Annotated in this window: 10 protein-coding genes; 6 read left to right on the forward strand and 4 right to left on the reverse strand. The window is 66.9% G+C overall.

Annotation, left to right across the window (positions count from 1 at the left end; translation table 11 throughout):
- Positions 1-306: 306 nt before the first annotated feature.
- Positions 307-1,002 (forward strand): DJ-1/PfpI family protein, encoded by a 696-nt coding sequence (locus E8A74_RS50705; protein WP_136936420.1) that lies wholly within the window; start codon positions 307-309, stop codon positions 1,000-1,002.
- 65 nt (positions 1,003-1,067) lie between these two features.
- A complete protein-coding gene (locus tag E8A74_RS50710) occupies positions 1,068-1,499 on the forward strand; it encodes an STAS/SEC14 domain-containing protein (protein ID WP_136936421.1) in 432 nt (143 codons plus the stop codon).
- On the opposite strand, the gene E8A74_RS55810 is transcribed toward E8A74_RS50710, so the two are convergent.
- A complete protein-coding gene (locus E8A74_RS55810) occupies positions 1,486-2,388 on the reverse strand; it encodes a fibro-slime domain-containing protein (protein WP_136936422.1) in 903 nt (300 codons plus the stop codon). The two genes, E8A74_RS50710 and E8A74_RS55810, sit on opposite strands and share 14 nt — an antisense overlap.
- Positions 2,389-2,631: 243 nt before the next feature.
- On the opposite strand from E8A74_RS55810, the gene E8A74_RS50720 reads away from it, so the two are divergent.
- Positions 2,632-4,146, forward strand: coding sequence for an ATP-binding cassette domain-containing protein (locus E8A74_RS50720; RefSeq protein WP_136936423.1), 1,515 nt, complete (start codon positions 2,632-2,634; stop codon positions 4,144-4,146).
- A 107-nt stretch (positions 4,147-4,253) separates the two neighbouring features.
- Positions 4,254-4,880 carry a hypothetical protein gene (locus E8A74_RS50725; RefSeq protein WP_136936424.1) on the forward strand — a complete coding sequence of 209 codons (627 nt, stop codon included), beginning with the start codon at positions 4,254-4,256 and terminating at the stop codon, positions 4,878-4,880.
- Between the two features lie 482 nt (positions 4,881-5,362).
- On the opposite strand, the gene E8A74_RS50730 is transcribed toward E8A74_RS50725, so the two are convergent.
- Positions 5,363-7,423, reverse strand: coding sequence for an RCC1 domain-containing protein (locus E8A74_RS50730; protein ID WP_136936425.1), 2,061 nt, complete (start codon positions 7,421-7,423; stop codon positions 5,363-5,365).
- Between the two features lie 67 nt (positions 7,424-7,490).
- Positions 7,491-8,189, reverse strand: coding sequence for a hypothetical protein (locus E8A74_RS50735; protein WP_136936426.1), 699 nt, complete (start codon positions 8,187-8,189; stop codon positions 7,491-7,493).
- 547 nt (positions 8,190-8,736) lie between these two features.
- Between E8A74_RS50735 and E8A74_RS50740 the strand changes: the two genes are divergently transcribed.
- On the forward strand, positions 8,737-9,132 hold the full coding sequence (locus tag E8A74_RS50740) for a hypothetical protein (protein ID WP_136936427.1): 396 nt from the start codon (positions 8,737-8,739) through the stop codon (positions 9,130-9,132).
- A gap of 132 nt (positions 9,133-9,264) precedes the next feature.
- Here E8A74_RS50740 and E8A74_RS50745 read toward each other — a convergent pair whose 3' ends face one another.
- Entirely contained in the window at positions 9,265-9,747 is a 483-nt protein-coding gene (locus E8A74_RS50745) for a tellurite resistance TerB family protein (protein ID WP_136936428.1), read from the reverse strand.
- A 317-nt stretch (positions 9,748-10,064) separates the two neighbouring features.
- On the opposite strand from E8A74_RS50745, the gene E8A74_RS50750 reads away from it, so the two are divergent.
- A complete protein-coding gene (locus E8A74_RS50750; RefSeq protein WP_232380111.1) occupies positions 10,065-11,486 on the forward strand; it encodes a hypothetical protein in 1,422 nt (473 codons plus the stop codon).
- Positions 11,487-11,963: the final 477 nt, after the last annotated feature.

Raw genomic sequence — 11,963 nt, forward strand, 5'->3', positions numbered from 1 at the left:
CATGCCCGAACTCCTCCTGTGCCCACGCTTCCGCCGACGAGGCCACCTCTGCATCCAACATCTCCCTCGCTAAATGTCGTCAGAGGGGGGGAATGTACCGATCGGAGATGGAACCAATGCTCAGGGCCGTGCCTGGTCCGGGTCCAGGGGTGGACAACCCCTGGTGGGGCCTGGGGCAAAGCCCCAGCTCCGCGCCTCATGCGCGGCACGAACGCGGCGCGACGACCGCAACGAGCGCGGGCGACGCCGTGCTACGCGTCAACGCCCACGGATGGGGGCGCCCGCGGCCCCCTGGAGGATGCCCCCATGCCTGAACGGACCATCGCTTTTGTCGTCTTTCCTGAGATTACGCCCCTCGACCTCGTTGGGCCCTTGCAGGTGCTCCAGGCGCTCGAAGGGTTGTCGGATCTCCGCACCGTCACCGTGGGCGAGCGCATCGAGCCTGTCGCGACGGACCTGCCTTTTCGGATCGTCCCGGCGCGTACGTTCGACGAGGTGCCCGAGCCCTACGGCATCATCGTCCCGGGGGGCCTGCTCGGGCCCTTTCACGCGATGGCCAGCGATCGCCTCATGGGCTGGCTGAAGCGAGCTGCTTCGACGGCCTCCTTCGTCGGCTCCGTGTGCACCGGCTCGCTCGTCCTCGCGGCGCTTGGCTTGCTCGAAGGCAAAAAGGCCACGACGCATTGGTCGTTCTTGCCGCACCTCGCGCGCTTCGGGGCGACGCCTGTCAAGGGGCGCTGGGTCGAGGATGGCAACGTGATCACCGCGGCGGGTGTCTCGGCGGGCATCGACATGGCGCTCGCGCTTGCTGCCCGCCTCACGAACGAATCGGCTGCGAAGACGGCCCAGCTCATCCTCGAATATGAGCCCCAGCCGCCCTTTGGCCCGATCGCCTGGGAGGGCAGCGCACCACTCCTCCAGGCCATGGGCGGCGTCGTTGCGCAGCAGCTCCCCACGATTCTCCGTGAAAAGCCGGAGCTCCTCGCGAAGTTCGCGCCGTAGCCCTCGTCCTCGGGGGCGCGGATGTGCGAGGATGCGGGCACGTATGCCCACCCGGAGCCCGAATCATGACCGATGACGAACGAGGTTGTACCCTCGTCTTTGGCCCCCATCATGCGCGGCTTTATCCCCCCGACGTCGTCCGCGTCTTCTGGAGTGGCACGATGACGGCGGAGGACATCGAGACGCTCTACACGTGGACGGACGAAATCCTCCCGGCGCGCGTCCGTCATTTCGTGATCGCCGACATGTCGCGCCTCCAGACGATGACGGCGGCCGCGCGCAAGAGCGCGGCGACGGATCCGCGGGCGCAACGTGTTGCGGGATTTGCCGTCCTCGGCGCGAACTTCCACATGCGCGTGCTCATGGGGATGTTCGTCAAGGCCCTCGGGCTTTTTTATCGCGGCTGGACGTTCCGGATGGAGTTTTTCGAGCGCGACGCGGATGCCCTCGCCTGGTTCGACGCCGAGCGCGCCGAGCGCGCGCCTACTTCGGAATGATGATCGGATCGCAGTTCGTGAAGCTCAGGGTCGATTGCACCTTGAAGTTCGACCCTGTGCTGTGCCGCTCGGCGTGGAAGAAGTCGAGCGCATAGTCGCCGCCGGGCACGATCCCGAGCTCGGCGGCCTTCGCGTCGAGGTTCAGCGTATCGGTTTGCGGCTCGTGCAGGCCGCCGAGATCGATCGCGAGGCGGTTGTTCACGAAGACCCAGAGGTCGTCGTCGCCGCTGAACGCGAACGTCTCGCCGCCCTTGTACTTGAACGTCATGTGGAGCTCGTACGTGAACCCGTAGTTGTGATCGAAGCCCTCGTTGCCGAAGAGCTGATTGTCGATCGGGAAAAACGCGGTGCTCTCGAACGTGGCGATCCCGGTCGCCGGGTCCTCGATCAGCGTCACCTTGTACGGCATCGACATGTTCACGCCCTCGACGTCGCGGTACCACTGGTCGAACTCTGCGGCGCCGGTCGTGTGCGCGGTGGGACCGTCGGGCGCGTAGACGGGCTTCTTGTCGGGGCCGAGATCGAACTTCACGATGCCCTTCAGGCCAGCGCCGCCGAAATGCTCGAAATCGGGGTGACCATTCGGATACCCCTTGAAATCGCGCACGACACCGACGAGCTCCGGCGTGCAGTTGCCGCCCGCGCCCCCGCCGCCGCCCGAGCCGCCGGAGCCGGCGAACACGATGCCGCCGTCGCCGCCCTGGCCGCCCATGCCGCCGAGACCGCCCTGCCCTCCCGAGCCGGTCGGAGAGGAAGAAGTGCCGGCGCCCTGGCCGCCGGCCGCGCTGCCGCTTGTGTCGCCGCTGCCGCCGCCGCAGCCGATCGCGGCGCCGCCTAGAAGGAGCGACGAGGTGAAGATGAGGGTCAGGGCCGCCTGTCGTAAAAGCATATTTTCTCCTCGTTGAAGCAGAAACACATCCGCCCGAACGGACGAGCGCGAGGTTACCGCTGGAAATTCTTTCTTGCGAGCATGAACGAGGCTGCTATCTTGCTCGCCCCCTTCGGAGGATTCCGCCCTTGCGCCTGTTTTCCTGAATCCCGCCGTTCATAAACGTGCCGTGACGACCGGCGCCCCACCCCGACGAGACGAACCGCGGGGAACGCGCTGGCCACCGATTCAGGAGAACAGAATATGTTATCGCTTCATGCGCTTCGCATGGCGTTTTCCCATGGGGATGCCACGTCGCTGCTCGAAGACGTCGAGCTGCACCTCGGTCCCGGCTGGGCCGGGATCGTCGGCGAAAATGGCGCCGGCAAGACCACGCTGCTCCGCCTGCTCGCGGGCGATTTGCGGCCCGAGCGCGGCCACGTGCGGCGTGATCCCGCCGAAGCACGCGTGGTGCTCTGCCCGCAGACCGTCGATTCCCTCTCCGACGCCATCCTCCGCTTCGCCGAGGATCTCGACGGAGAGGCCGTCGCGCTCCGCGGCAGGCTCGATCTCGTCGTCGAGGACCTCGATCGCTGGCCCACGCTCTCGCCTGGCGAGCGCAAGCGCTGGCAGATAGGCGCCGCGCTCTTCGAAGCGCCCGACATCCTGCTGCTCGACGAGCCCGCAAACCACCTCGACGTCGAAGCGCGGCGCCTCCTCGTCGGCGCCCTCCGTCGCTTCGACGGCGTCGGGCTCTTGGTCTCCCACGATCGGACCCTGCTCGACGCGCTCACCACGACGACGCTGCGCATTCATCAAGGCCACGTGCACGTCTACCGCGGCCGTTATGCCGACGCGCGCGCCGCCTGGGAAGCCGAATCCGCCCACGCCCGCGACGAGCGCGAAGCCGCCAAAGGCGAGGAGAAGCGCGCGGCGCGCAAGCTCGATCAAGCGCGGCGCGAGCACGCGATGGTCGACGCATCGCGAAGCATGAAGAGCCAGATGAAAAACAAAAACGATCACGACGGCCGGGGCATGCTCCGCAAAATCGCGATCGAATCCGCTGAAAAACGAGCCGGGCGCCACGTCGGCGTGGCACGCGCCGAGCTCACGCGGGCAAGCGCCGAGCTCGCCCGCCACCACGTCGAGAAGGAGCACGGCAGCGAAATCTACGTCGGCTGGGAGCGCCCCACGCAACCCTGGCCCTTCCTCCTCGATCTCCCCGTCCTACGCGCAGGCGAAGCCGAGCTGCTCCACGACGTGCGCCTCTCCGTCCCACGCGACGGCCGCATTCGCATCGAAGGCCGCAACGGCGCAGGCAAAAGCACATTGCTCGGCGCCCTCGCCGCCGCCGGGCGTATCCCCCGAGACCAGGTCCTCTATCTGCCGCAGGACCTCCCCGCCGACGCCCGGCGCGCCCTGCTCGCCGACGTCCGCGCCCAGAGCCCCGAAGCCCGCGGGCGCACCCTCTCCCTCGTCGCCGCCTTGGGCACGGACCCCGAGCAAATCCTGGCCTCCGCCGAGCCCTCCCCCGGCGAATCCCGCAAGCTCGCCATCGCCCTCGGCCTCGGCCGAAGAGCCGCCGCCCTCCTCCTCGACGAGCCCGAAAACCACCTCGACCTGCCCTCCCTGGAACGCCTCGAACGAGCCCTGGAAGGGTATCCCGGCGCCATCGTGATGGTCAGCCACGACGCCTCCTTCGCCCGCCGCGCAACGAGCGTCGTCTGGCGCATCGAAGGCGGCCAAGTCCGCGTCACCGACGCGGAGGCACGCAGCTAGCGCGGGAAGCCCCCGACTCGCGCTGGAGCGCTCGATCATGCTATCGGGCAGGGTCGTTGTGCCTTATCCTGCCCGTGCAGCGCCGGTTCACGCGTCCAGGAGGCACCATGTTCGAGATCATCCCCAAGAATGACCAGCGAGCCCCTCTCGCCCTCATGGAGAACCATATCAAGAACAACGTGGCCGATCCGTGGACGACGTGCCCGTGGGTGAAGGTGGGGAACCTTTACATGTCCGTGACCCAAACGTCCGATTCCTCCTGGCCGACCCTGGTCACGTACCTTCAAAGCCAGGGACAAACGAGATTCACGGTGTTCTCGGGGCGGCACGGCACACAGGCCGGACAGGCCGTCTCGGAGAGCAAGGGGTTCTTGAGTTCCCAATACGTCCTCGACAAGATCTTCTATCAAAACGACGTGAAGGCGGCGGCCAAGTTCGGCAACGCGGTGACGGTGGTCGACGTCGGATCGAACCCCCAGACGGCGACCACGGCGATTTTGCAGGCCAACACGAAGCAAGCGCTCGCCAGCGGTGTCGTCATCTACGCATGGTGCCACTCGCTGTTCTCGATGATGGACCACAGCGCAGTGCTCTACAGCGGCATCTACAACAAAAAAGTCGTGAACAAGGATGGAATCCGCATGAGAAACTACGCTGTCGAATCGAGAGCGTTATGGCTGAGCAACCTCACCGTCGCCCAGCTCGTGACCGATTGGTACAGTTGGGTCCCTTGACACGCGTCCGGGGGCGCCGCGCCGGGGCGCTGCCCCGGACCCCGCGGGGGCTGTCCGCCCCTCGACCCGGACCAGGCACGGCCTGGACCGAAGGGGGAAGACCAGGGAGGTGCGTCTTGAATGGGCGACGGCAACGCTGCCGTGTCGGTTGGCAGGGTCGCCTGTGGTCTTGACCCCGGCTGTTCGATGAACTGCGCACCGCGCAGTTCATCGACCCAAGGTCCAGGGCTGGCCCTGCAAAGGGGGGCGGACAGGTTGAAACCATTTCCCCGCATCGACTGCGCTTCGCGCAGTCGATGCCCAGCGGTCCAGGGCTGGCCCTGCAAAGGGGGGGCGGACAGTTAAAACCATTTCCCCGCATCGACTGCGCTTCGCGCAGTCGATGCCCAGAGGTCCAGGGCTGGCCCTGGTCCGGGTCCCGGGGCGGATAGCCCCGGGTGGGGCCTGGGGCAACGCCCCAGCGCAACGCCCCCAGCCAAACATCACCACCCCTGGTGATGAAACGAGCTTTCGGACTTGGCGATCTCCACGGGCGTGCGCTGCATGGGATCGCGGTCGCCAAGATCGAAGACGAGCCCCCAGCAGTACATTTCTCCTTCCCGTGTGCGGCCGCAGTCGCCTGCGAGCTGTACGATGGCGCCATCGGGCAACCCCTCGATGCGCCGGAAGGAGGCGATCTCGCCTTTTTTCTTTGGCATGCGGTCGAAGCAATGAACTTCGCCTCGGGTGGTGCTCACGCAATCGCCGTTGACGTCGGCGACGTCGGTCAGGACGACCTTGGGCCCCTCGGGTGCGCCCATGCAGAGCAGGCGTGCGCCTTCGTCGACGGCGCAATGGGCTGAGCGCAGCACGGCGCGGAATTTCCCGGGGACCCGTGCGTTGTCGCCGATCGTGTCCGACTGGAGGAGGACTGTCCCGTCGGCGAGGATGGCGTTGCCGCTGAGGTCGACGTATGTGGCGCTCGCCAGCCCCTCCTTCGGGTCGGTCCATTGTACGCGGAGGGGTTTTGGATTTCCTGCGTAATGGAAGAAGCCTGCGCCGCCGCTGCGCTTGGCAACTGCGATGCCGCTCCCGTTGTCGATGGACAAGGTGACGTCCTTGATCGCGGTGCCGCTGGTGTCGACGAGCAGGGTGAAATCGTCCTTCAGGTTTCCCGGGAAAAATGCCTTGTTCCGGCAGTACCAGCGACCTGACTTTGCGCCGCGCACGCAGAGCCCCACGCCGCCTTTGATTGCGTCGACGGCCGGCTCGGGCAGCACGAGATCGTGCCGGGGCACGTGCTCGACGCCGGCGATTGCGCCCCAGCAGGAGACGCGGGTCGTCCCGAACCGCGCGCAGACGACGCCGTTGTCGCTGCTGATCTCGCTCGCGCCCGTGATCCCGGGGGCCTTTGTGGCCCGTTCGAGCTCGACGTCCTGGCCGTCGCCGAGCTGGCCCCCCAGCCGCTTGCCGAAGCACCGCACGTGATGATCCTTCCCGAGCGCGCAGATGTTTTCAAAGGCCACGGCCACCCCGAGCGACGTATCGACCGACGGGAGCACGTCGAACGTGGCCTTCATGTCTTCGCAGGGCCGCCCGAAGTCGCAGGCACAACGCGACACGCCGTCCTCGCGGCTCACGCATAGGCTCTGCGGCGCGACGGAGAAGAGCCGCGTCACCCGCTTGCCCTCGGTGAGCTGCTGGAGCTTCGGGTCGACGAGCGGATCGTCGCAGAAGATGGTCCCGTCGGGGCGCCGCGCGCAGGCCTGCGGCTTGCCCGGCAGGGCGCGGACGACGAACGCTTCTTCCACGGGCCCTTTCAGGGGCACGGGCGTCACGCCGTAACCGGGGACGGGCTTGTCGAGGATCGGCGTCTCGCTTCTCTGGAGGTTCCAGCAATACGCCCCGCCGTCCACGCCCACACCGCAGGGGGTCTCGGCGAGGGCGCGAATGGGCGGAGCCGGCACCCGCAAGAACGGCGAACCCGTGAAGCTACCGCCGATCTGACAAAAGACCTCGCCCTTGTCGGAGAGCAAGCAATCGCGGCTGCCGGCGACGATGCGCGAGGTCACCTTGGACGGCACACCCAAGGAGAACTTTGCGATCTCCTCGGGCGTGGGCTGCACCGAAAGGAAGCCCTGCGAGAGGTAGAAGGGTTTTCCCGGCCCCTCTTGCGCCAGGCGAATCACCTTGCCGGCCGCGTCCCAGCCGACGATCTGGCCCTCCTGGAGGATGGTGAAGCCTTTTAGGTTGGTGAAGCCCCACATGAGCGTGGGGCGGAGGTGCGTGCGTTTGGCCATCTCGCCGGGCAGGACCAGGTGGCCCCAGCAATGGAGAAAGCCACGCTCGGTGCGGGCGCAAAAGGTGCCGTACCCGGTGCGGACCTCGACGAACGTCGAATCCTCTGCGGACAGCACGACCGGGGCGGCCTTGGCGGTGGGCGCCGGGGCGGCGATCGTGGGGGAAGGCGCGGACGTGTGGTCAGGCGCGGTGGGCTGTGGCGGCGCGCCGGTCGTGCAGCCGAGGAGGACGAGCGCGGAGGCGGGGGCGAATGCGCGGCGCATGGCGGTCACTGTACCGCAGGGGACAGCGACCGCCGCAGGATTTGGCCGGCCGCGCGCATCGGGCGGGTTACGTGGGGGAGCCGGGGGCCTTGGGCTGCTTGGCGCGGGCCGAGGGTTGCTTGGTCTTCAACGATGCGGCGGTCTTCTCGCGCAGGAAAAACGCCTCGGCGGCGGACGGCTTTGCCTTGTAATGGTCGCGCAGACGGCCGTGGGCGCTCGCGAGTTGCTCGCGGACAGCCCGGCGCGCCTCGCGCTCCTCGGCGAAACGTCGAGCGACCTCGCCCACGGCCAGGTTCACGGCCTGGAGGGCGGCGTCGTGGAGCATCTCCGCGTAATCGAGGCTGGCGAGGGCGTCGCCCATGTCGCCCTTGTCTGCGAACGGCGCCATCCGGATGCGCACGGCGGGCAAGACGTCGAGCTGCGCCTGGCCGTCGGGCTTGATCACCGGCGTCATGCCCGCCGGGAAGATCGTGCGTTGCGCCGCGAGGGCGGGCTCCTTGCGGTCGAGCTTCTTGGCGGAGGCGTCGATCTCCCGGACCGCGTTTTCGACCATCACCTCCGTGCGCAGGACCCCGGCGGACGCGGCGGTGGCCGCATCCTCGGCGTCTTCGCGGGCGCGCTGGCTGTCTCGCAGCTTCGTGTACACGGCGCTCGCCTCGGCGTGCAGGATGTCGTGGAGCGGGCTCACGTCCTTGCACGTCGTGCCATGAAAATGGATGTGGCGGCGATGCACGGAGCTCCCATCGGACTCACGAAGGTGTCGCATGGATCCTCTCTTCCCTACCCCTCGCGAAGTGCGGAGGGTGGTCACGGGTTCGCGTGTTTGGACGTGCGCCGCGGATCAATCATCCCCGCGAGGAAACCCCAAAGCACGAAAACGTCGGGAGCCTCCCCGGAAACGCCGAAACGCTCGTTCCCGATGGTCGGAACGAGCGACGGGGTGCAGGAAAGCGCGTGTCCGGGGGATGGGAACGTGCCCAGAACCAGATCCCGGTGCTTTGCACATTTCGGGAGGGGGCACGAATGCGGCGTCGATCGGCGTTGCGAAAAAGGGGAAGCCCCTCGGAGGCGCGGCGGGGGGCGCTCCGAGAAAGGGGAAACGACGCGAGAGGTGGATCGACGCGCGTTCCGGAAAGAGGAATCGACGTGGGGACGGACGCGGGGGGCGTTCCGACAAAAGGGAACCCGACGCGCAGCGGATCCGGGGGCGTTGCGAGGGCGTGGAGACGGTCTTGGCGGGGAGCGGGCCGGACAACCACAATCCGCTCGGCGATCGGCGCGCCCTGACGCGCGCGTGCTAGATCGAGGTTTCGATGAAGAAAAGCTCGCCCTCCCCTTGCCGACGTTCGCCCGTGTACGCCGTCTTCGTGCTCCTCGCCTTGTCGGCGGCCGGCGCTTGCGGCGGGCAGGCGCAAGCGCCCGGTGACCAGGCGCCCGCGCAACCCTCGTCGGACCCGCAGCCCACCCGGACGCCTGAGCCTGAGCCCACCCCGACGGCCGCCACGCAGCCCACCTCGACGGCCGGGGATCAACAGGCCCCGCCCACAGGTACAGCAGACCCGCTGCCCCCCGCGACCAGCGAGTGCGACCCAGCCAAAGAGCCGCACCGCAGATACCTCGGGGACAGGAACAAGTGCATGCTCATCAAGTATCGCTGCGACCCGCCGCAGACGTCCTTCCACAATGCCTGCGGCTGCGGCTGCGAGTAGCCTTGGGCCGCGACATCGGGCGCAACGCGCCCCCGCTCCCGCGGGGCTGGGAGAAAGCCTCGTCGCGGCGCGGGAGCGGGGGCGGGAGCGGAGGAGAGAGGGCGGAGCGAGCGGAGGCGGGGGGCCGTCCGCTTACAGAGGCGCGCCCTCCGGGTACATCAGCTTCAGTCGCTTCTCCCGCAGCCGGGCTTCTTCGAGGCAGACGTTTTCGATCTGCCGGACCAGATCTTCAGCGATCCCGAGCTTCAATGCCATGCGGGTCACGGTGGCCCGCTCCAGGTCCGAGTATTGTCCATCGGCGGTGCAAGCTCGAATCGCGTCGTAGACGAGAAAACGCCGTGAAGCGCTCGACGCCGGCGTCGCAGAGATGATCTTCTCGATATCCTCGTCCGCCTTGTAGGACTTGAGCTCGTCCACGAGCGCGTCGGCTGCACCAAAAGCGGCCGCATGACCGACCGCCCAGTCTCTCTCTTCGGGCGCCAATTTTCCATCCCCATTGGCACAGATGAGGACCGCCTTCATGTAGCCCTCGAACGTATCCTCCGATGGAAGGGTGCGAAAATTCGCCTTGTCTTTGAACAACCACAGAAACCCAGCATCTCGGTTCGTCGTCATGTTCGCACCTCGGTGTTAATGGCGACGCGCGATCGGGCGCGCACCACCTGCATGGTTCTGCGTTTCGTACCTTCCAGGAGGAGTCAATCTTTCCCGTGCCACGGGGCGCATTCTCCTTCATGCGCCACAAGGCGTCTCTCTTCCCCTCTGTGCGTGTGGTGGTAGAGTCTTTTCGTGGGGCGCGCTTCTGCATTCTTCGCGCCTTCGAATCCTCGTCTTTCTGAACCCCGAAAGTGACACCCCCCTCTATGCATAGGAACCTTTTTCCCCACGCACGTCCCCTCACAGGCGCAGGTCTGCGCTTCGCCTTGCCCCTCGTGCTCATCGTCGCCTGCAGCGGCGAAAACAACTCCGGAGATCCCAGCGGCGGGAACGGCGGCAGCGGCGGAAACGGCGCGGGCGCAGGAAGCGCGAGCAACTCAGGCGCGGGCGCAGGCAGTTCGTCTGGATCCGGCGGTAACGGTGGCATGACTGGAAACCCCATGCAAGGCCAGTGCAGCACTCCGACGCTGACGGTCACCGAGGTCGAGCTCCCCATCACCGTCGAGCAGAACGAAGACGAGGTCAATCTCCGCCCCCTCGCCATCTCGCCAAAGCCCTCCGGCGGCTCCCGCCTCGCCTTCATGGGCGCCGACGACAAAGTCCACGTCGCCGAGCTCGACGTGGGCGACAAACTCGTCGGCGATCTCGTCGATATCGACGCCCACGATTTCGCCGACCTCCACGCCGACGACAACGGCGGCGTCCTCCTCCTCACGCGCGACGCCCAAGGCGGCGGGACGCTCAACTGCGGCAACCCGACAAACCTCTGCGGCAACCCGCCCAATCCCCCCGTCGCCTGTCACGACATGTACATGGTGCGCTTCGACGGCAAGAACGAATCCTGGGCGACGAAGCTCACGAGCTCGAGCGCAGCCCTCCCCCCGTATTCGACCGGCAAAACCGGTCCCGACGTCTTCATGATCTGGTGGTACGCGCACCACGGCCGCATCGCCTCCGACGGGACGAACTTCGCCGGTTATTTCGGCGCAGCCATCAGCGTCTCCCAAGGCGGCTGCATCAACATCCACCAAGGCGACCGCATGAAGGTCGTGTCCCCGACCGGCGAGGTGCTCTCAGGCGGGTTCGACTGGGGTTGTAGCCATAGCGGCTACGAGCGCATCACCTGGGATCCGGTCGCAAAGAAATACGTGAGCATCTGCAAGACCGACAACAACAACCGCATCGCCTATGCCCCCGCGGTCTCGACGATCAAGCCGGTCGACCTGGCCTACTCGAACTTGAGCGACGTGGCCCGCGACCCGAACGGCGGCTCCTGGGCCCTGACGAGCGACCGTCAAAACGGTCAGCCCGCCCTCGCGAACGGTCTCGCCGAGGTGCACCTTCTCCATTTCAACGGCGGAGAGGCCGACAAGGACATCGTGATCGCCGGGAAGGCCGGAGAAAACGCGCGCGCGCCCTACCTCGCAAACTACAGCGAAACATTCCTCCTCGCCGGCTGGGAGACGTCGACCGCCACAGGAGATCTCACGCCCTTCGACGGAGATCGAAAGATGCACGTCCAGGTGTTGAGCGCGACGACAGGCGAAGCCGTGAGCGCCGTGCTCGACGCCGGCGTGCCTGGCAATCGCTACCAAGCCTTCCGCGCCTTCCCCGACGGCAGCGTCGCGTTCGCCGCGAAGGGAACGAAAAACAACACGGTGCGTATCTTCCGCGCGATGCCCTGCGCCGCGGAGTGAGCGCGGGTCTCAGGGGGGCGTTTCGCTGGGGCGTTGCCCCAGGCCCCACCCGGGGCTGTCCGCCCCGGGACCCGGACCAGGGCCAGCCCTGGACCTCTGGGCATCGACTGCGCGAAGCGCAGTCGATGCGGGGAAATGGTTTATCATTGTCCGCCCCCCTTTGCGGGACCAGCCCTGGACCCGGGCTCGATGAACTGCGCTCCGCGCAGTTCATCGAACAGCCAGGGGCAAGACCACAGGCGACTGTGCCAACCGACACAGCAGCGTTGCCGTCGCCAGTTCGAGACGCACCTTCATGGTCTTGCCACCGGCCCGTGGGAAGAACTGCGCATTGCGCAGTTCTTCCACTTTCGGTCCAGGCCGTGCCCTGAGCACTGGTCTCATCTTACGAGCCCATTCTCCCTGAGGACGCGCAGCATCTCTGCTGCGGGAGCTAGGCGTTCCAGGCCGCGACTGATGGTGACGGAGCCGGGGGGA

It is taken from the genome of Polyangium fumosum (assembly GCF_005144585.1).
Lineage (GTDB): Bacteria > Myxococcota_A > Polyangia > Polyangiales > Polyangiaceae > Polyangium > Polyangium fumosum.

Bases quoted from the DNA above. Each gene is read 5' to 3' on its own strand.
- E8A74_RS50725 (WP_136936424.1), top strand. From the start codon at position 4,254: ATGTTCGAGATCATCCCCAAGAATGACCAGCGAGCCCCTCTCGCCCTC.
- E8A74_RS50710 (WP_136936421.1), top strand. From the start codon at position 1,068: ATGACCGATGACGAACGAGGTTGTACCCTCGTCTTTGGCCCCCATCAT.
- E8A74_RS50730 (WP_136936425.1), bottom strand. From the start codon at position 7,423: ATGCGCCGCGCATTCGCCCCCGCCTCCGCGCTCGTCCTCCTCGGCTGC.
- E8A74_RS50745 (WP_136936428.1), bottom strand. From the start codon at position 9,747: ATGACGACGAACCGAGATGCTGGGTTTCTGTGGTTGTTCAAAGACAAG.
- E8A74_RS55810 (WP_136936422.1), bottom strand. From the start codon at position 2,388: ATGCTTTTACGACAGGCGGCCCTGACCCTCATCTTCACCTCGTCGCTC.
- E8A74_RS50720 (WP_136936423.1), top strand. From the start codon at position 2,632: ATGTTATCGCTTCATGCGCTTCGCATGGCGTTTTCCCATGGGGATGCC.
- E8A74_RS50705 (WP_136936420.1), top strand. From the start codon at position 307: ATGCCTGAACGGACCATCGCTTTTGTCGTCTTTCCTGAGATTACGCCC.
- E8A74_RS50740 (WP_136936427.1), top strand. From the start codon at position 8,737: ATGAAGAAAAGCTCGCCCTCCCCTTGCCGACGTTCGCCCGTGTACGCC.
- E8A74_RS50735 (WP_136936426.1), bottom strand. From the start codon at position 8,189: ATGCGACACCTTCGTGAGTCCGATGGGAGCTCCGTGCATCGCCGCCAC.